Source organism: Mucilaginibacter sp. A5337, assembly GCF_059690695.1.
In genome coordinates this window covers 1-19,202 of sequence record NZ_JCAWEC010000008.1, presented here as the reverse complement: position 1 = coordinate 19,202, position 19,202 = coordinate 1, and the positions used below count along the sequence as shown (strand labels likewise).

The window sequence follows — 19,202 nt, the reverse complement described above, 5'->3', positions numbered from 1 at the left end:
CCGCATGTCATTTAACCCATTCCATAAATTACGCGATAACATCGAAGCGATCCGTATCGCGCTGGTCTACAAACCCGGCGATGTGTTATCCGCGGACGGTACCGCCGCCCTGCGCAAATACGCGGGTTTCGGCGGCATTAAGGCCGTATTGTACCCCGCAGGCGAAAAACAGGAATGGGAGAAACGCCATGCCTCCAAAACCGACCTGCAGCTTTATCCCTCGATGATGGAGCTCCACGGCCTGCTCAGAGCACACCTGGACGAAGCAGGTTACCGGGAAGCCGTACAATCCATTCGTGACAGCGTGCTGACCGCTTTTTATACTCCGGCAATCGTACCGCAAACCCTGTACGCCGTACTTCAGGAACAAGGCATCAGCCCTAAAAGATTATATGAACCCAGTAGCGGGGCGGGCATTTTTATTGAAGAAGCCATCAAAGCGTTTCCCGGCCTGCAGCAAATCAACGCGGTTGAAAAAGATGTGCTGACAGGCAAGGTGCTGGACGCGCTGGCATCCACGTTTGCGGTCAACACCGAGGTGCAGGTCAAAGGCTTGGAAGAAACGTCTAATAAGGAAAACGGGCAGTACGACCTGATCGCCAGCAATATACCTTTCGGAAATTTTAAAGTGTTTGATCCCGAGCACCGCGACGCCGCGATAGCCGGGAGCATCCACAACTACTTCTTCGCCAAAGGCCTCGACAAACTGGCGGACGGCGGCCTGCTGGCTTTCTTAACGACCGACGCATTTCTGAATACGCCGGGTAACCGGGATGCGCGTCAATACCTATTAGAACACGCCGACCTGATCAGCGTAACGACGATGCCCGATAACCTGATGAAGGACAGCGCCAATACCGAAGCGCCCAGCCACCTGGTCATCGTTCAGAAGAACGCACATAAACGATGGCTCAGCGAATATGAAAAACTGGCCGTCGATACCCGTAGCGAAAGCAACGAATTCGGAAGCTATCCGGTCAACCTGTATTTGGTCGGTGATGCCAGCCTGGTCGCCGGTGATACCGTCCGTCCGGGCAGGAACCAGTACGGCAAAGCCCGGCAGGAAATATGGCAGACCGGGGATATCAACCAGATCGCCGTTAAATTGCGCGAAAACATCAGCACCGGACTCCGGGAGCATTTCGATGTGGCAGCATTTCAAAAAGCGCAGGCGGGCCTCCTCGATGAACCTGAATTTATTCCCGAGCAAAAGCCATCGCTCACTTACAGCGATATGCCCGAAAAGAAAGCGGAAACGGTGAGCGTACAGTTAGGCCTTTTTGATAGCCAGCCTGCGGAAAGCGCCAACCGGGCCATCGATTATCTCCGCCAGCCGGATCTCGGCACGGTCACCGGCCCGACCGCCCGTATCTTGGGCACCATCTATACCGCCGACAAACCCGGCCATGAGCTGCTGGTGCTGATGACCGCTAAACAGCGGGACAATAAGCAATACCTCTATAAGTTTTTTCCCAATTTCCGGGAGTACATGCTCCCGGACAACTGGATGAACGGGAACCGCTTCGCCCAGGAACTGCAAAAGGTAGCACCGGCCCTGCAGCAATACAACCATGATTTCAGCTTTAACGGCGACCAAAGTTTAAAAGACCATTTCCGGTTTGGGAAGAACGCCGAGTTGTATTTTCACAGGCTTAATGCTTTTCACCAGGAAGGTAGCCTGGTCATGCTCGACGGCAAAGCAGGCCATATCAGCCGGCTTAATGAAACGCGTACACAAGCCCTGTTCACGCCATTGGCAGATCAAAAAGAGGCCGGATTTTACGATCGATATACCCGTCTGCGTGATAGTTACCTGACGCTTGCAGAAACCGAAGCGACGGCACAGATCGCCTGCCCGCATTTTCGCGATGAACTCAATGCGGCCTATACCGATTTCACCGCTCATTACGGCCAGCTCAACCGGCCGAACAACCGCCGGCTCATGCTCGCCGATGAACAATACGGCTTTAAAACCCTGTCCTCGGTCGAACGAAAAGAAGGGGAACAATTCGTGGCAGCAGATATCCTTGACCACCCCGTCTTCCAATCCAGGGAAACGTTTGAGACAGACGATCCCTTGGCCGCGTTAGCGCGCTGCCTGAACGAAAACGGCATCGTCGACCCTGCCTTTATCGCCAAAGCCACCGGGCTAAGCAGCGGGGAAGTCCATATTGCCCTGCAAAGCCATATCTGCCTCAACCCGGCTAATTTCCGCTGGGAAACTGTTGATCAGTACCTCTCGGGCAATGTGGTGAAAAAGCTGGAAACCGCCACCCGTGTCGCCGGGGAAAACCCGGATAATCGGCAGCTGGCGCACAGCCTGGCGGAGATCACCCGCGTGCAGCCGGAACCGATCCCTTTTGAACTGCTGGACTTCAACCTCGGTGAGCGCTGGTTCCCGTTAGCCTATTACGAGCGCTTTGCCAGTGATTTTTTCGAACTGCCGGTCAGCATCCATTATATGAAAGATGCGGACAGCTTCAAGGTCGATGTCAAAGGCAGCAACCTGAAGATCACGCGGGAGTTCGCCATCTCACCCAAAGACAGCAACCGGACGACCTATGGTTACACCTTACTGGAACATGCCCTGGAAAACACCTCGGCTTATTTCAGTTATGAGGTTAACCTGGGCGAGGGCAAAACCAAACGTTACCCAGACACCGAGGCTATCCAGTTAGCGCATGAGAAGATCGAGCAGATCCGCACGGGCTTTGTGAACTGGCTGGCTGAACTACCCGGCGAAGAAAAACAGGCGATCCAGAAATTGTACAATGATACTTTTAACTGTTACGTACTGCGGGAGTACAAGGGCGACCACCAGACTTTTCCTGGGCTGGACCGACAGGCGCTGGGTATTGAAGATGCTTACCCGGCCCAGAAAAATGCCGTATGGCGCATCGTTCAAAACCGCGGGGGCCTGATCGACTTCGAGGTGGGACTGGGCAAAACACTGATCATGATCATGGCCGCGCAGGAACTGAAACGCCTCGGCATTTGCCACAAGCCCATGATCCTCGCGCTCAAAGCGAACGTAAGCCAAATCGCCGATACCTACCGCAAAGCCTATCCCCAGGCGCGGATACTAGCCCCCGCTGAAAACGACTTTACGCCGGACAAACGCCTGCGCCTCTTCCACGAGATCAAAAATAATAACTGGGACTGCATCATCCTGACCCATGACCAGTTTGGCAAAATCCCGCAGTCGCCGGCCATCCAGCAGCAAATCTTTGCCGCCGAACTCGCCAATGTAACCGCCGATCTTGCTACCCTGGAGCTGGAAGGCGGCAAGGTTTCCAGGCGCATGCTGCGCGGCTTGCAGATCCGAAAGGAAAACCTGACGGTTAAACTCAAAACGCTTGCGGCAAATATTGCGGATAAAAAGGACAAAGGAATCGATTTCCAGGAGATGGGCGTCGACCATCTTTTCATCGACGAATCGCATAAGTTTAAAAATCTCACTTTTACCACCCGCCATGACCGCGTAGCCGGGCTGGGCAATATGGAAGGCAGCCAGAAAGCGCTCAATATGCTTTTCGCCGTCCGCACTTTGCAGCAAAAGTTTGACAGCGACCTGTGTATCACTTTCCTGAGCGGTACACCCATTTCCAATTCGCTCACGGAAATGTACCTCATTTTTAAATACCTCCGGCCGAAAGAAATGGAACGCCAGCGGATCGAAAACTTCGATGGCTGGGCGGCTGTATTCGCAAAGAAAACCACCGACTTCGAGTTCTCTGTGACCAACGAGATCATTGCCAAGGAACGCTTCCGACATTTTATCAAAGTGCCCGAACTGGCGCTGTTCTACAACGAGATCACCGATTATAAAACCGCCAAACACATCAACCTGGACAAACCCGGGCTGGATGAGCAACTGGTGAACATCAAACCTACACCGGAACAGGAGGAATTCATCAAAAGGCTGATGCAATTCGCGCAGAACGGTGATGCAACGCTGATCGGCCGTTTACCCCTTTCCGAAGAAGAGGATAAAGGACGGATGCTAATAGCGACCAATTACGCCAAGAAAATGGCGGCGGATATGCGCCTGATCAACCCGGTTCAGTACGAAGACCACCCGGATTATAAAGTAAACGTTTGCGCACGCAAAGTGGCCGAACTCTACCGGGACAGCAGCGCGCAAAGGGGCACCCAGATCGTCTTTTCCGATATCGGCACCCCGAAACCGGACGCTTTCAATTTATACGACGCTTTGAAAAACAAACTGGTGCAGGACCAGGGCATCCCGGCAAACCAGATCACGTTTATCCACCAGTGGACGGATAAACAAAAACCAGAGCTGTTCAAGAAAATGAACCGGGGCGAGATCCGTATCCTGATCGGCAGTACCGAGAAAGCGGGCACCGGGCTGAATGTGCAGGAACGCGTCATCGCCATGCACCATCTCGATATCCCCTGGAAACCGAGCGAACTGGAACAGCGCAACGGGCGCGGTTCCCGCCAGGGGAACAAGCTCGCCAAATCGCATTACGGCAACAAAGTACTGAACTTTATTTATGCCGTTGAGCAATCATTGGACAACTATAAGTTCAACCTGCTCAAAAATAAACAGACGTTTATCTCGCAGATGAAAAACTGCGAACTCAACGTGCGCAGCATCGATGAAGGCAGCATCGACGAAAAGAGCGGGATGAACTTTTCAGAATACATCGCTATTCTTTCCGGGGACACCAGCCTGCTCGACAAAACCAAGCTGGAAAAAAAGATCGCGGTGACAGAAAGTTTGAAGACCGCGCATTTCCGGGAACTCTCCCGTGCCCGCTACGCGCTGGAAAACCTCGAAAATGAAAGCGTAAAAACGGCGGCAACCTTAAAAGATTTGAGCGCGGATCATGAAGCTTATCAAAAAGTACTGAAACATGAAAAAGACGGCAGCAAATCCAACCCCATCCGGCTCCATGAAGTGGGCAGCGCCGATGCCAAAGCCATCGGCGGTTACCTGATCCGGCTGTATCAGTCCTGGAAACCCGGCGCGGGCGAACCCGCCCTTAAAGAATTGGGCGAACTCTACGGCTTTAAGCTGTACATACGGCATGAGGTTTCGCAAAGCTTCGCTGAAGGAAAACTTTTCCAGAACGACTATAATACCTTATACGCCCAAAGGCCGGGCAGTAGCATCCGCTATACCGCCGGTTCCGGCACGCCCAATACGGATAACCCGAAAAACGCCGCCCGTTATTTTATCCATGCCATCAATAAGGTAGAAAGCCTGGTAGAAAAATACAGCAAGGAACGGGCGGAACAGCAGGCGCAGATCCCGCAATTACAAAGCCTGCTGGGCAAGCCTTTTGAGAAAGAGCAGGAACTGATTGCCATGAAAAGCGAGCTCAATGTGCTGGAAAAAGAGATCGCCCGGAAGATCCGCGAAAAACAGGAGGCGCAGCAACAGGCCGATGGGGTCGCACCGGCTACAAGCCCCGTACCTGCCGGTGAGCAGCGTAAAGATAGCCTTGAAGAAGCCATTGTCGTTTCGCTTGCCGGGGAGAAAGCCTACCGCGAATCCCAGGAAAAACAAGCCGGGACAGCGATCAACATTGCTCAACCCTGGAAGGATGAAACCTACCGGAGATCAAAAGGAGTACGGTTATGAGCATCCGCTTTGAACATATCCGCTGCCCCCTGCACCGGTATACCTTTTCGGTCAAACCGATCCGGGAATGGGTGGAACGTACCTGCTCCGGCCGGGTGCTCAACCTCTTTGCAGGGATAACCAGGTTAGCCGTTGACGAATGGCGGAACGACCCCGACCCGGAGATGCCAGCCCATAGCCACCTCGATGCACTGGATTTTCTGCGGGGCTACCGGGGCGAAAAGTTCGGCAGCATCCTGCTTGATCCGCCCTACGCCTACCGAAAAAGCATGGAACTCTATAAAGGCATTGTTTGCAGCCCTTTCAGGCAACTGAAGGATGAGATCGTTAAACACCTGCAACCCGGGGGCCTCGTACTCACCTTCGGCTACCATTCCATCGTCATGGGCAAAAGCCGGGGTTTTATTTTGGAGCAACTGGCCATTTTCTCCCACGGCGGCGCGATCCACGATACCCTCGCCAGCGTGGAACGCTTTTCACCACCCTGACCCTTTGTTTTTTCCCCTCGCCGGCCCCCGCTTTTTTAGAAATGCCGGGCTGAACAGCACCAGCACGAAAAGACAATCTGCAAAGAAAGCTAAAAAAACATACCATGAACAACAGCATCTATACCATTAACAAAGGCATCAACAAAAGCATTGAGTTCCACGGGTTAAGGGCGCAATACATCTGGTACTTCGCCGGGCTGGTGCTCGTGCTGATGATCCTGTTCGCCTCCTTGTACATTATCGGCGCTGGGACCATCATCTGCCTTGTTGCTTGCGGTCCCGCAGCCGCATTCGGCTCCATGAAAATTTTCGCGCTAAGCCGCAAATACGGCGAACACGGCCTGATGAAAGCCATGGCCCGCAAACGGGTGCCCCGCGTTCTGAAATCCTACGGCCGCCGCTTTTTCCAACAAATAACTACAGGAGGACAGAAGTATGAAATTTAAAGAGCCCGTAATATTCACGATAGAAGGCACGTCCTTTGAGGTGGATATCCATCAACAGGAATTAAGACAAACGGACAGGCCGCACAATAAGATTTCGTTCATCAGCGACATGCAGGACAAGGGTAACCATTATCAGTTTCATTACGATACGGTATACTGCTGCGCTACGACCGACCTCGACCCTGACTGGCCCATCAAACTCGTTACCGTACCAACCCTGGCCGAACTTGACCCACAGGGGATGGCCGAAAAGTACAACATGCCCGTCGAACAACTACGCGGTAAAGCGGATTTCGACGTAATCGTAGATCCTGATGCGCTCGAAGCCAGACGCGCGGGTATCCTGCCAGCCATCGACATAGCCGGTGAGCGGTTCATCGTCGACCTGCGCCTGCACGAACTCCGCCATGCGCAGCACTTCTTCCCGGTCATCAGCCTGAAATCTTTTGAACTGACCAATGACGGTTGGAATTACGAGGCATTTTATGAACCGCTGATGAAACAAACCGTATCCATCGACCCGAAACTGCTGGAATTCCCGCCTGGTGTGATCAAAATCAAACTACCCAATGAGATCGGGCTCGACCCGGTAGGAACTGCACAGATCTACGGCATGGACGAACGCGCGCTGCTACGCCGGCATCCGATCCAAAAAGAACTGAAAGCGGAAGTCATCCCGCTGAGTGAAACGGAAATTCCGAGGCTGATCCGCCAGAACAAGGAACAACTGCAGCGTGACCACCAGGAAAACATGCAAAAGATCAGGCCGCGCAACCGCCACCGCTTTTAATTTTTTCCCCTCGCCAGCCCAATTGAAAATGTGAAAGAGATACGTGACATGGAAAAACAACTGAAAAACATACTGCCCATCCTGGGGATCGAAAACGACGCCATCTTATCCAAACAGGGTGAGTTTACGCTGGCCTTCCGCATCAGCCTGCCGGAAGTGTTCACGCTCTCGGATGAGGATTACGAAAACCTGCACCAGGCCTGGGTAAAAGCCATCCGGATATTGCCCAAAGACAGCGTGCTGCATAAACAGGATTGGTTTTTTAAGCAAAAAACAAAAGTAGGCGAAACCGTAGGCCGTCCTACTTTTCTGAACCAAGCCGGTAATCGTTACTTTGAAAGCAGGCCCTACCTCGCGCACGACAGCATCGTTTACCTGACCAAAAAACCGAAGGGCAGTAAACCCGGCGGCTCGCTATTTTCCAGCCTGATCCGGCCGACCCTGGTACCGAAAGAGTTATTGGGCTCACAGGCTGTCCGAGAATTCCGTGACGTAGCTGCCCAGGTCAAACGCCTGTTGGAAGATACCCGCCTAATTAAAGTTATCGCTCTAGGCGCCGCAGACTTGCAGAGCCAGCTGAAGAAAACCGGACTGATCGAGCGTTACTGTTTCCTCGCCGAAAGCGATGACCGGGCCTTATACCAGGATATCACTTTTGACGAAACGGTGCGTATCGGGAACCGGCGGCTGGCCATCTATACTTTGGGCGATACCGAAAGCCTGCCGCCATATTGCGGTTCCCGCCTGACCTACGAGCCCTATTCTACTGACCAGACCAAGTTCCCGGTGAGCTTTGCCGCCCAACTCGGGCTTTTACTTCAAACCAGCCATATCTATAACCAATACATTTTTGTTGGCGATGCGCAGGCCACGCTCAAAAAACTGGAAAAGAAAAGGCTGCGCCTGCAATCGCTCTCGGCTTATTCCCGCGAGAACGCCATCTCGCTGGAGGCCACGAACGATTACCTCAACGAGGCCATCGGACGCCAGCGGCTGCCGGTGAAAGCACATTTCAACGTGATGGTGTGGTCGGATTACCAGGAACAACTGCTGAGCAAAGGCAACCAGGTCTTATCGGCGATGGCCGCGATGGATGCCTCCGCCAAACCCGAAACCGATGGCGCCGCGCAGATCTGGTGGGCAGGTATCCCCGGCAATGCGGGCGATTTCCCGGTCAATGATACTTTCGATACGTTTGCCGAACAAGCCGCCTGCTTTCTCAATCTCGAAAGCAATTATAAAAGCGCCGAGGCCGGTGAAGGCATCCGCTTTTGCGACCGCTTGTCCGGCAAACCGGTCTATGCCGACCTTTTCGACGCCCCCCGAAAGGAAGGCATTACTTCTAACATGGGCACACTGGTTTGCGGCACTTCGGGTGGCGGCAAATCGATGACGGTCAACCACATCCTGCGCTCACTTTACGATCAGGGCGCGCATTGTGTGACCGTCGATATCGGCGGCAGTTACCTCGGGCTTTGCGAGGTGCTAAAAGGTTATTATTTCACTTATACCGAAACGGATCCCATCCGCTTTAACCCATTTTATTTATCCAAGGGGGAAGTGCTGGACACCGAGAAAAAAGAAAGCCTGAAGGCGCTACTGGTTTCCCTTTGGAAAGGAGAAAACGAAACCTTTAACCGAGCGGAATACGTGGCCCTCTCCAATGCCTTGCAGGGCTATTATGTGTATTTAGCACAAAACGCCACGGTATTCCCAGGCTTCGATTCTTTCTATGAATACCTAGAACGCGACTACCGCGAAGTGCTGAAAAGCCACCGGGTAAAAGAAAGCGCGTTTGATATGGACAATTTTCTGTACGTACTGCGGCCTTACTATAAAGGCGGGGAATTCGATTACCTGCTGAACGCCCGGGAAAACCTCGACCTGCTCAGCCAGCCCTTCATTGTGTTCGAGCTTGATCAGATCAAAGACCACCCGATCCTTTTCCCGGTCGTGACGCTCATCATTATGGAATTGTTTATCTCGAAAATGCGGAAGCTGGCCGGTATCCGTAAAGTCCTCACGATAGACGAAGCCTGGAAGGCCATCGCCAAATCGGGTATGGCCGAATTCCTGCGCTACGCCTTCAAAACCATCCGTAAGTTCAACGGGGTACCTATCGTCATCACCCAGGAACTGGACGACCTGATATCCTCGCCGGTCATTAAAGATGCTATCATCAATAACGCCGATATCAAAATCTTAATGGATATGCGCAAGTTCCAGGGCAAGTTCGACAAACTGCAAAACGCCCTCGGCCTATCGGATAAAGGCAAAACCATCCTGCTGTCGGTCAATAAGGATAACCGGGAGATTTTTATCGACATCGGCGGGCAGATCATGAAAGTTTATAAAAATGAACTTTGTCCGGAGGAATATTACGCCTTTACCACCGAGGGCAAAGAGCGGGTGCAAGTCCGGGAATACGCGGAAAAACACGGCAGCATCGAGGCGGGCATCGCCGCGCTGGTGGCCGGGAAACTTAATTCAGCAGCATCATGAAAAGACATATCATCATCCTGGTTGCCGGCATGTTGTATTTGACGGCCACGCCTAAAGCCAAAGCGCAGGTACCTGCCGCCAGCGCCTTTACAGGCCTGATCAAAAAGGTGATCGTCGCCATCGACATCAAAGTGCAGCGCCTGCAAAACCAGACCATCGCGCTGCAAAACACCGAACAACAGGTCGAAAACACCCTGCACCTCAACAGCCTCAACGAGATCTCCAGCTGGCTGAATAAGGAAAAAGACCTCTATGCCGGATATTACCGGGAACTCTCCAAAGTGCGGCGGCTCATCGCGGATTACGACGCGGTTAAGCGCATTATCAGCCAGCAAAGCCAGGTCCTCAGCGAATACCGGAACGCCAATGCGCTGTTCCGGCGCGACCCGCATTTCAGCCCAACGGAACTGAAATACATGGGCAATATCTATAGCGGCATCTTACAGGAAAGCCTGCGCAACCTCGACGAAACCATTACGGTCATCAGCGACCTCGCCGCGCAGATGGACGATGCCGAACGGCTGGAGCGGATCAGCCTGGCGGCCAAAGCCATGCAAACCAACCTCGACCACCTGCGGCAGTTCAACCGCCAGAACGCCGGTCTCAGCCTGCTCCGGGCCAAAGACGGCCGCGACCGCGCGGCGGTGAAACAATTTTACGGGATACTATAAAACCGACCTATATGAAAAATACATTCATCAAAGCCGCGCGCTTAGCCGCCATCTTTATTTTTTCCCTCGCCTGCCTCTGCATCACGCGGGCCAAAGCCCAGTTCCCCGGTGGCTTCTTCAGCCAGCAGGCCACGAAGAAAAAGCTGATGGCCGAGCAAATGGCCGCTTACCAGCTTTACCTGGGCGCGATTAAAACCGGCTACAACATCGCCGATAAAGGCCTGACCGCAGCGCATGACCTGAAGAACGGCACATTTGTCCTGCATACTACTTATTTCAATACTTTGCAGCAGGTAGCGCCCGTGGTGAAAAACGACCAAAAAAGCCGCGCCACCGACAGCCTGTACCAGCAGATCCGTTCGCTTTTCGCGAACGAAAAACAATGGCAGGCCAAACAAAAACTGCTTAACCCAAAAGAACTGCAATATCTCGATCAGGTGAGCGCCGGACTGCTTGCCAAATGTAAAACGGATATGGACGAACTGACCGATGTGCTTACACCCGGCAAATTGCAATTGAACGATGCCGAACGACTGAACCGGCTGGATAAACTCTACGAACGCATGAAGGACAAACATGACTTTGCAGCTTACTTCACGGCCAAATGCCGCAAACTGGCGCTCCATCGACAGCAGCAGCAAAAAGAACGCGAACAAATGAAAAGGCTTTATGGCATACAATAACCAAAACAAAGGTGAAAGGAGATCTTGAAAGCGATGAAAAAGTTAATTTTTACCATCCTGCTGACGGCAGGGCTCTGCGGCATGCTGCCGCAGTCAAGCAAAGCGCAATCCGTTGAAGATTGCATCCAGCAACTCATACTCGACTATGAAAAACTGGCCAGCCTGAAAAATATCCTCAGCCAGATGTACCAGGGCTACGCGGTTTTGTCCAAAGGTTATAGCGCCGTAAAAGGCGTTGCGCAGGGCAACTTCAGCCTGCACCAGGCGTTCCTGGACGGCCTTTACCTGGTCAGCCCAAGCGTGCGCAAGTACCACCGCATTACGGATATCATCAGCGACCAGACCATCCTCGTCGGCGTGTACCGGCAGGCTTCCGGTTCATTCAGCCGGAGCGGCCGCTTCAAGCCCGGTGAACTGGCTTATATGATGAAAGTCTACAATAACCTCATCAGCGCCAGCCTGCAAAACCTCGGTAACCTGGCCATGATCGTCACGGACAGCCAGCTGCGGATGAGCGATGCCGAACGGCTCAGTGCCATCGACCGGCTATACCTCGAAAGCCATAACCAGCTGACTTACCTGCGGCGGTTCAACGACCAGGCATCCGCCATGGCGAAACAACGGGCGTTGACCGAAAAGGACAGGCAGGCGCTCCAATCTATTTACGGCATTAAACCCTGATCCCATGAAAAAGAAACTATTACCGGTTGCCGCATTGGCAACGCTGGCCGCGCTTTGCCCATTACGTTCCCATGCCGAAGGCGTCGCCGACGAGCTGCACAGCCTGCAGGGCATGCTTAGCCAGCTTTACGACCAGATGATCCCGCTTTGCAGCGGTATGATCGGTGTCGCCCGCGCCATCGGCGGTTTCGCCGCCCTGTGGTATATCGCCGCGCGTGTCTGGAAACACCTCGCCGCAGCCGAACCCGTCGATTATTACCCCCTGCTGCGCCCATTCGCCATCGGCTTTTGCGTCGCCTTTTTCCCGCTGGTGCTCCGCCTGATGAACGGCGTACTGCAACCGGTAGTGACCGCCACGGAAAATATGGTCAACAATTCCAACCAGGCCATCGGGCAGATGCTCAGCGAACAACCGCAAAACGACAATGAGCAAACGCCCGACGAACTCAATTCCGACCCGGACAAATGGTACCAGTACAGCCACCCCGACGGCACCAATGCCAGCGCGGGCAACCCCATTTCGGATGCCTTTTCCGGCTGGAGCATTAAGAACTGGGCACGTAAATTCCTCTACGAAGTCCTTAATGTCCTCTTCCAGGCAGCAGCGCTATGCCTTGACACGATCCGCACGTTTAAACTCATCGTACTGGCCATCCTCGGCCCGCTCTGCTTCGGGCTGAGCATCTTCGACGGCTTCCAGCATACCCTGAAGCAATGGATCGCCCGTTACGTCAACGTGTTCATGTGGCTGCCCGTCGCCAACATCTTCGGCGCCATCATTGCCAAAATCCAGGTCAATATGCTGCTGGCCATCCAAAGCGGGAACCTCGGTGGTAACGAATTCGGCAATACCAGTACGGCATACCTGATCTTCCTGCTGATCGGTATCCTTGGTTACTTTACCGTACCCGGCATTGCCAACTACATTATGAACGTCGGCGGGCACGCCCTCTTCAACAAAACCTCCGCGATGGCCTCAATGGCCGTTTCCTGGTTCAGCGGCTCCATCATGCGCAACGCTTTTGCCGGCAACAGCCAGGTCAACAACCACCAAGGCGACAGCAAACAAACCCAGAACAATAATTACAACACGGAAAAGCTCAAAGGCTCGTCCCAAAAATCCCAATAGCCATGTTCAAGAAACTCAAAAACCTGGAAACCGCCTTCCAGCACGTGCGCGTTTTTAGCATCGCCATCGTCCTGCTGGCCTTTGCCACCGTCTGCTTGATGGCCTGGCTCCTGAAATCCGAATCCGTCGACCTGCAAAAAAAGGTTTACGTCCTTTCCGGCAATACCGCCTGGTCAGCCAAAGCCGTCGAACGAAGCGAATACCTGCCCCTCGCCGCCCGCGGCCATGTACGTGCCTTCCACGAGCTGTTCTTTTCGCTCGACCCCGACGAAAAAGTCAACAAGCGCAACCTGTCCCGCGCCCTTTACCTCGCGGATAACTCGGCCCGCAAAGTCTACGACAGCCTTACGGTCAGCGGCTATTACGCCAATATCATCGCCGGCAACATCAGCCAGCGCCTCAACGTCGACAGCGTACAGGTCGATACCCGCGCCAGTCCTTACCATTTCCGGTGCTACGCCACCCTGCGCATCATCCGCTCCACCAGCCAGGTCGCGCAAAGCCTCATCACCGAAGGCGACCTCCGCGAAGTGGAACGCAGCGACAATAACCTCCTCGGCTTTCTCATCGAGCACTGGACCACCATAGAAAATAAAGTTTTAACTATCAGCAATCATTAACATGGAAACCAAAAACCCTTTAAAACTGCAACGCCAGCGCAAAGCACTGCTGGGCATGCCGCTCCTTATTTTTTGCCTGAGCACCGTATGCTTCTGGGCCTTCGGCGGCGGCAAAGGCCCGGAGTCGCAAACCGGGGCCCGGCACAGCCTCCAGTACAAAATACCATCCGCGTTACTGGGTGTCCATCCGGACGGCGACAAAATGAGCTTATACGACCGCGCCCGTGCCGACTCCGATAAACAAGCGCAACTGCGCAAGACAGACCCTTTTTTCAAACGCGGCGCGGACAGCGGGGCTTTAGCCCCGCCGGATAACAGCTTTTCTTTTTCCCCTCGCCAGCCCGCTCATTTTGGCGATCAGGCTGCCGGGAATAACGAAGAGCCTGCGGCCAATGCCGCCAAGATCAGCCAGCGCTTAAACCAGTTACAATCGGTGATCAACAAACCGCCTGCGTCGGTGGCTGCCGCCATACCTAAACAAACGGTTTACAGCCAACACGATTCCATGCGGTATCCTGCGACCGTAAGCGAAGACCCGGAACTGAAACAAATGAACGGCCTGCTGGAAAAAATCCTGGATATTCAGCATCCGGAGCGGCTGAAGGAAAAAACACCGGAGGTAGCAGTGAAGACTGCTCCGGAGCAATTCCAGGCGATCCCCGCGGTGGTCGAGGGCAACCAGAAGATCGTGCAGGGAACAGTGATCCGCATGCGCCTGCTGGACTCAGTTAGTCTGAACGGGCAACTCTTCGCAAAAGGGCAACTGGTCTATGGCAGCGGCGACCTCTACAACCAGCGGGTAAAGATCAATATCAAACTGATCCATGTAGGGCTAAACATTATCCCGGTCGACCTGACAGTGTATGACCGGACGGATGGCATGGAGGGCATCAGTGTGCCGGAAGCCGTAACCGGTGAAGCATTACGCGACGGTGCCGTCAACGGGATGCAGTCTATGGATATGATGAGCCTCGACCCGTCAGTGACGGCGCAGCTGACGACGGCAGGGATCAATACCGCCAAAGGGCTTTTCTCCAAAAAGGTCAAACGCGTGAAAGGAAAACTAAAGGACGGGCACGAACTGCTGCTGCGCAATAACAAGACCGTTCGGGACGGGCATTAATCTTTTGGCTATGGAATTAACGGATCGCAAAGCAATTGCCGGTTTTTTGTCCGAAGCTGCGGAGCAACAATGGAACTGGGGCGCCTTTGACCGGGGTCGGGATCAACCTGTATTTCATGGCTATGTTTCCGCCGGTGAAGCTTCAGAATTCTGTGCAGCATCGAATAATGTATTTGATTATGTCATGCAGGATTTTGTCGAGGCCGATTATGCCTTTCTTCCGGTGGCCAATCTGGCGGCAAGTTTTGGGCAAAAACCGGTATCCGCCGAGATAAACCTGCCGGATGTTGCGCAGCAACTATCGGGTCTTCATGTGGAGTTGCAACCCTTTTGGAAGATGGAGGCCCCCGGGTCTTACCTGCGACAGGAATTGTTCTTCCCCGTGCAATGGCGACAGGATATCGAGCCGGATAAAGAAGTGAAGCGCTTTCTGGTGATCGAACATACCCATCCGGGGCACCATATTTATGAGATCGGGCACGAGGTGAATATTTTAAAATATTTCGAGCACCAGGCAGATGGTGAAAGTTTCCTGCGCAAAAAAGCCAAAGAACTGGCAGCGGATAAAAAACAGGCCGATCTGATCCTGGCGGGGGAATACCGCGGGCGCTTCCTAAAGCTGGATCTGGATGGTTACCCGGAACAACACTGCGGTATCGCCCTGCTCAGGGTTCATTCCAACCGGGATGGCAGGCTGCAATTCTCAACGCCCCACTCGCTCTACCGTCCGCTCACCATCGAGCAAACACTTTATGCCCGGTTCGACCGTAGCAGCAGTACCATTTGGCTGCATGATGAGCAGTTGAAACGGACGGATCCGAGGCTTTTAGATACCTCAACCTATCCGACCTATCTTATCAAAGAAGTATTAACCATTAAAAATTTAAGTATTATGAATCAGGCAAGTTTTGAATACAACAGGGATCAACTCCAGTACATGGGTTTTGGCGAAGACATCGCCAAGGCTTTACATACCAAAATGGAACAGAACCTGACGGAGTTTACACTGAACCATACACGCAAGTTCGGAAAAGATGAACTGCATTCGGTGCTGTATTTTTCGAAAGGCGATGATGCCGCTAAAGACCTTACCTTTTTTAACCGTTTTACTTCGACGCTGAAGAAAGAAGGCATGGAAGACCTCTCACAAACTTTCTTTATCGGCCCGAAATTTAACTACACGCTACAGGAACGCTACAATATGATGGACGGTCGCGCGGTTTACCGGGAACAACCAGTTTTGGAAAGGAAAGAAATGGATGGTAAATTGAAAATGGTGCCGACCGGTGAAACCTACTGGGCCTGGCGGGCGCTTAACTTCAAGGAAGCGGATCAGCACGGGAACTTTCTACCAAAAATGATCCGCTGGCATGACCAGGGGAAGGTATTGGAAAAATTCCCGATAGTCGGTGCGGAAGAGAAATACATGCAGGCGCGTTTACTGGCGCAATTGCAAAAAGGCAACCAGGTTGAAGTTAACGTATTGAAGGACGGCCAGGAGGCAAAAGCTAAAATGGTCGCGAATGCGCCGATGATGCGCATCGACTTTTATGATGAGAACGGCCAAAAGCTGGATATCAAACCTGTGAACAGGCAGGCCTTTGAGCAAAGCCAGAAATCTGATTTATCACCGCAGGAAGTTCAACGGGCAGCTTTGGCTAAAGTGGCACAAGCCAAAGAGGGCACTCCGGCTTCGGACCAGGCAATACCGGTTGCTCAGAAAGCGGCGGCTGAACAAAAACAGGAACCTGCTCCGCAGCGCAAGCAAACTGTTAAGATCTGAGTATGGAGTTGTACAGGCCTTTATGGGTTTTCTTTGAACGGATCGGCAACGATCCCCGGATCTGTATTGCCCATATCGGCCTTTTTGCTACGCTCCTGCAGTTGTGGCAAAGCGCTGGCTTTCCGGATCATATCGAGGCTTATAGTTACGAGGTGATGGAGGTGGCCCGGATTTCCTCGCGGGCTACCTATCATCGCTGTATCCGTGACCTGCATGACTTTGGTTATTTACAGTATTTCCCCTCTTTCAACAAGAAGAGGCGCAGTAAAATCATTCTTGTTCCCCGGGATCTGCCTGTTTGCAAACGATAAACAGTAATTGCAGGAAATTAAAAAATCATAATGTCAGAATATACACCATTATGAGAACCATGGCACATAAAATTATAAACATCGCAAAGATTTCAGGTAGTATGAGTTATCGTAACCATATCCTGTATCTATTTGACTCCGGATATACTTTATCAATACCACCATTCAAAAGAAATTAATTCAACAAGATTAAATATTATATAGACCATGAATGTAGAGATTATTACCAAAGAAGATCTGCAGAATTTCAGGCTGCAATTACTTCATGATATCAATGATTTGTTAAACACAAAAAAAGATATCCAAAAAGAATGGCTCAAAGGCGCTGAAGTCAGGCAACTGTTAAAAGTATCACCCGGCACTTTGCAAAATCTCCGGACAGGAGGCAGATTATCTTACTCCAAGGTTGGGGGAACTTATTATTATCGTCACCAGGACATCATTAAATTGTTGGAAAACAGCAGGGAGGCATTTCGTTAACATGTCTTCTACTCAACATTTATCCCGTTTATTTCACTGCTTCAGCGAAGACGCCCGGATTACCGCCTGGCACCTGAGTCTCTATATGGCGATATACTTTTTATGGCAGTCCACCGGTATGAAAAAATCTATAAACATTTCCCGAAGGAAACTTATGAAGTTATCTCGCATTCAAAGTAATATCACTTATCACAAATGCATTAGCCAGCTTCAGGACTATGGCTATATCAGGTACACACCATCTTACCACCCGCTCCTCGGTAGCCGTGTGGAACTGTTGCTCGTTCCATAACAATCAATTTGTCCGCTAACTCAACCTGTTAAACTTTTTCCAAAATGCCACGGCCGTGACGTTTAGTCCACTCGCCGTTATTTTGTTGGTGACGTTTTAAAACTTTGATCCGTATTGATTTGCACTGATAAAACCTGTTAGTTCCCATTATTTAAAAATAATTTTGCAGTCAAGCCCGGAGATCGATATTTTGCCGTACTTATGATCGAACCCATCCGCCTGGAATATCAAGACTGGCAAATCCACAGCTTCCGGCCCGAGGAATTAGCGCGGCATAGTGAACTGATCAAAGAGATATACAGCCTGCTGACAGATCAAAGAACCCTGCAATTCTTACCCGAAAAACGAATCCATGCGCTTGCAGAAGCAGAAAGCTGGCTAAAAAGCGCAATCTTGAACTATTACTGTGGTAAAAATTTCATTCATTTGATAACGGAAAGCGCAACCGGCAAGCTTGCCGGCATGATTGATATCATACCACCTGAAACTTCAATGGAATACTACGAGTTATCAGAATATTTTTATTTTGTAGAATTTTATCTAAACAGCGAGGTAACCGGGAAAAACCTAATGAGTTCTGTTTTGCCTCTCTTACTGGAAGCAATGCAGCAACAGGGCATCAAACAAGTTGCAGCTGCAGTAAACCGACAAAACCATGCTGCAAGAAAAGTTTTGCTGCGAAGTGGATTTGAGTATTATTGCCGTTTCGACATTCTGCAAGACTTGTATATGACTTGCCTTGGCGAACAATTTTCGGAAATCAGGAACGTTGGTTAAATAATTTTATTAGCGCCATGCAAGAGTAAATTGCCTTTCCGATTCCTTCTAACCCGTAAAAGGCAGGAAAAAGTTGGATCTTTCTTCAATTAACCGTAAATTTATGGACGCGTTGGTAAAAGCCAATTAATGTTTAGTAAGCGATTCATTGAGTAGAATACATCACCCATCATAAAATATTGATTTTAAAGCAATTAATACCAGAGTTCCATTCCCGCTCTGAGTACAAACGTTCGCAAGTTGCTAAACTCTTGCGAACGTTTTTCGTTTATAGTCATTTCTGATCTTCCCGTTAAAAAACCATTTAGAAATACTTGGACAAGTATTTCTGAAGTTTAAAATTTCGACCGATTTTGAGCAAATCTTTATTTGCAACAGTTATCTCAAATTTCCTAATACTTTTTGATCATAATTATAACCTACTTCATTAGGAAATTTCCCATTTAGGTCTGGAAAAATAAGTTGTAAATATTCATAATTGCGATCTTGGTAAAATTTAACTGAAGTGAGGGCGTACTCCGAAATGTCTGAATTTTTAACGTTAGTCATGCCTTCGGAAGATCTAGGTACAATCATTCGCTTATTATTTTTAACGCTGACGCTAAAACCGCACCGCAGCCTTTGCATCATTGGAGGCATCATTCCTTTTACGACAATATTGCGTATCATTAATTTGATTTCAAGACCTTGACAGCGCTCGCCCCTTTCAATCCTTGCTCTATTTCGAAAGTAACGTTATCGTTTTCTTTAATTGCAAAGGCGACGGCATTAATGTGAACAAAAACGCTTTCCTGGGTCTGCATATCTTTGATAAA

17 protein-coding genes are annotated in these 19,202 nt (G+C 51.2%); 14 read left to right on the top strand and 3 right to left on the bottom strand.

The features are described from left to right. Window positions 1-4 precede the first annotated feature (4 nt). From AC59JO_RS24630 to AC59JO_RS24575, 12 genes are all read left to right on the top strand, one after another. A complete protein-coding gene (locus AC59JO_RS24630) occupies window positions 5-5,611 on the top strand; it encodes a helicase-like domain-containing protein (protein ID WP_497308706.1) in 5,607 nt (1,868 codons plus the stop codon). Then, complete coding sequence (locus tag AC59JO_RS24625; RefSeq protein WP_497308704.1) at window positions 5,608-6,099, top strand: hypothetical protein; 492 nt, start codon at window positions 5,608-5,610, stop codon at window positions 6,097-6,099. The genes AC59JO_RS24630 and AC59JO_RS24625 overlap by 4 nt, the downstream gene beginning before the upstream one ends. A 104-nt stretch (window positions 6,100-6,203) precedes the next feature. After that, the gene (locus AC59JO_RS24620; protein WP_497308702.1) at window positions 6,204-6,545 is read left to right on the top strand and encodes a DUF4133 domain-containing protein; all 342 of its coding nucleotides are present in this window, start codon (window positions 6,204-6,206) and stop codon (window positions 6,543-6,545) included. Further along, the gene (locus AC59JO_RS24615) at window positions 6,535-7,335 is read left to right on the top strand and encodes a hypothetical protein (RefSeq protein ID WP_497308700.1); all 801 of its coding nucleotides are present in this window, start codon (window positions 6,535-6,537) and stop codon (window positions 7,333-7,335) included. The genes AC59JO_RS24620 and AC59JO_RS24615 overlap by 11 nt, the downstream gene beginning before the upstream one ends. 48 nt (window positions 7,336-7,383) lie before the next feature. Next, window positions 7,384-9,837, top strand: a complete 2,454-nt coding sequence (locus tag AC59JO_RS24610) for a TraG family conjugative transposon ATPase (protein WP_497308698.1) — start codon at window positions 7,384-7,386, stop codon at window positions 9,835-9,837. Continuing rightward, complete coding sequence (locus AC59JO_RS24605; protein ID WP_497308696.1) at window positions 9,834-10,508, top strand: conjugal transfer protein TraI; 675 nt, start codon at window positions 9,834-9,836, stop codon at window positions 10,506-10,508. The genes AC59JO_RS24610 and AC59JO_RS24605 overlap by 4 nt, the downstream gene beginning before the upstream one ends. Before the next feature lie 11 nt (window positions 10,509-10,519). Further along, entirely contained in the window at window positions 10,520-11,191 is a 672-nt protein-coding gene (locus tag AC59JO_RS24600) for a hypothetical protein (RefSeq protein ID WP_497308694.1), read from the top strand. A gap of 33 nt (window positions 11,192-11,224) precedes the next feature. Further along, on the top strand, window positions 11,225-11,872 hold the full coding sequence (locus tag AC59JO_RS24595; protein WP_497308692.1) for a TerB family tellurite resistance protein: 648 nt from the start codon (window positions 11,225-11,227) through the stop codon (window positions 11,870-11,872). 4 nt (window positions 11,873-11,876) lie between these two features. Further along, entirely contained in the window at window positions 11,877-13,001 is a 1,125-nt protein-coding gene (traJ, locus tag AC59JO_RS24590; protein ID WP_497308690.1) for a conjugative transposon protein TraJ, read from the top strand. Window positions 13,002-13,003: 2 nt separating this feature from the next. After that, window positions 13,004-13,621 carry a conjugative transposon protein TraK gene (gene traK / locus AC59JO_RS24585; protein WP_497308688.1) on the top strand — a complete coding sequence of 206 codons (618 nt, stop codon included), beginning with the start codon at window positions 13,004-13,006 and terminating at the stop codon, window positions 13,619-13,621. Window position 13,622: 1 nt separating this feature from the next. Further along, window positions 13,623-14,744, top strand: coding sequence for a conjugative transposon protein TraM (locus AC59JO_RS24580; RefSeq protein WP_497308686.1), 1,122 nt, complete (start codon window positions 13,623-13,625; stop codon window positions 14,742-14,744). A gap of 10 nt (window positions 14,745-14,754) precedes the next feature. Further along, window positions 14,755-16,527, top strand: a complete 1,773-nt coding sequence (locus AC59JO_RS24575; protein WP_497308684.1) for a hypothetical protein — start codon at window positions 14,755-14,757, stop codon at window positions 16,525-16,527. Window positions 16,528-16,547: 20 nt separating this feature from the next. Here the strand turns inward: AC59JO_RS24575 and AC59JO_RS24570 are convergent, their stop codons facing one another. Further along, window positions 16,548-16,742, bottom strand: coding sequence for a hypothetical protein (locus AC59JO_RS24570; protein WP_497308682.1), 195 nt, complete (start codon window positions 16,740-16,742; stop codon window positions 16,548-16,550). A 303-nt stretch (window positions 16,743-17,045) separates the two neighbouring features. Between AC59JO_RS24570 and AC59JO_RS24565 the strand changes: the two genes are divergently transcribed. Together AC59JO_RS24565 and AC59JO_RS24560 are read left to right on the top strand one after the other, a co-directional pair. Further along, window positions 17,046-17,318 carry a helix-turn-helix domain-containing protein gene (locus tag AC59JO_RS24565; RefSeq protein WP_497308680.1) on the top strand — a complete coding sequence of 91 codons (273 nt, stop codon included), beginning with the start codon at window positions 17,046-17,048 and terminating at the stop codon, window positions 17,316-17,318. A 493-nt stretch (window positions 17,319-17,811) separates the two neighbouring features. Beyond that, window positions 17,812-18,387 (top strand): GNAT family N-acetyltransferase, encoded by a 576-nt coding sequence (locus AC59JO_RS24560; RefSeq protein WP_497308678.1) that lies wholly within the window; start codon window positions 17,812-17,814, stop codon window positions 18,385-18,387. A 378-nt stretch (window positions 18,388-18,765) separates the two neighbouring features. Here AC59JO_RS24560 and AC59JO_RS24555 read toward each other — a convergent pair whose 3' ends face one another. Together AC59JO_RS24555 and AC59JO_RS24550 are read right to left on the bottom strand one after the other, a co-directional pair. Then, entirely contained in the window at window positions 18,766-19,056 is a 291-nt protein-coding gene (locus tag AC59JO_RS24555; protein WP_413666751.1) for a DUF4262 domain-containing protein, read from the bottom strand. Next, a complete protein-coding gene (locus AC59JO_RS24550) occupies window positions 19,056-19,190 on the bottom strand; it encodes a cold-shock protein (RefSeq protein ID WP_497309047.1) in 135 nt (44 codons plus the stop codon). The genes AC59JO_RS24555 and AC59JO_RS24550 overlap by 1 nt, the downstream gene beginning before the upstream one ends. Window positions 19,191-19,202: the final 12 nt, after the last annotated feature.

Coding starts and splice junctions, on each gene's coding strand:
- AC59JO_RS24630 (WP_497308706.1), top strand. CDS start 5: ATGTCATTTAACCCATTCCATAAATTACGCGATAACATCGAAGCGATC.
- AC59JO_RS24625 (WP_497308704.1), top strand. CDS start 5,608: ATGAGCATCCGCTTTGAACATATCCGCTGCCCCCTGCACCGGTATACC.
- AC59JO_RS24620 (WP_497308702.1), top strand. CDS start 6,204: ATGAACAACAGCATCTATACCATTAACAAAGGCATCAACAAAAGCATT.
- AC59JO_RS24615 (WP_497308700.1), top strand. CDS start 6,535: ATGAAATTTAAAGAGCCCGTAATATTCACGATAGAAGGCACGTCCTTT.
- AC59JO_RS24610 (WP_497308698.1), top strand. CDS start 7,384: ATGGAAAAACAACTGAAAAACATACTGCCCATCCTGGGGATCGAAAAC.
- AC59JO_RS24605 (WP_497308696.1), top strand. CDS start 9,834: ATGAAAAGACATATCATCATCCTGGTTGCCGGCATGTTGTATTTGACG.
- AC59JO_RS24600 (WP_497308694.1), top strand. CDS start 10,520: ATGAAAAATACATTCATCAAAGCCGCGCGCTTAGCCGCCATCTTTATT.
- AC59JO_RS24595 (WP_497308692.1), top strand. CDS start 11,225: ATGAAAAAGTTAATTTTTACCATCCTGCTGACGGCAGGGCTCTGCGGC.
- traJ (WP_497308690.1), top strand. CDS start 11,877: ATGAAAAAGAAACTATTACCGGTTGCCGCATTGGCAACGCTGGCCGCG.
- traK (WP_497308688.1), top strand. CDS start 13,004: ATGTTCAAGAAACTCAAAAACCTGGAAACCGCCTTCCAGCACGTGCGC.
- AC59JO_RS24580 (WP_497308686.1), top strand. CDS start 13,623: ATGGAAACCAAAAACCCTTTAAAACTGCAACGCCAGCGCAAAGCACTG.
- AC59JO_RS24575 (WP_497308684.1), top strand. CDS start 14,755: ATGGAATTAACGGATCGCAAAGCAATTGCCGGTTTTTTGTCCGAAGCT.
- AC59JO_RS24570 (WP_497308682.1), bottom strand. CDS start 16,742: ATGCAGGTCACGGATACAGCGATGATAGGTAGCCCGCGAGGAAATCCG.
- AC59JO_RS24565 (WP_497308680.1), top strand. CDS start 17,046: ATGAATGTAGAGATTATTACCAAAGAAGATCTGCAGAATTTCAGGCTG.
- AC59JO_RS24560 (WP_497308678.1), top strand. CDS start 17,812: ATGATCGAACCCATCCGCCTGGAATATCAAGACTGGCAAATCCACAGC.
- AC59JO_RS24555 (WP_413666751.1), bottom strand. CDS start 19,056: ATGATACGCAATATTGTCGTAAAAGGAATGATGCCTCCAATGATGCAA.
- AC59JO_RS24550 (WP_497309047.1), bottom strand. CDS start 19,190: ATGCAGACCCAGGAAAGCGTTTTTGTTCACATTAATGCCGTCGCCTTT.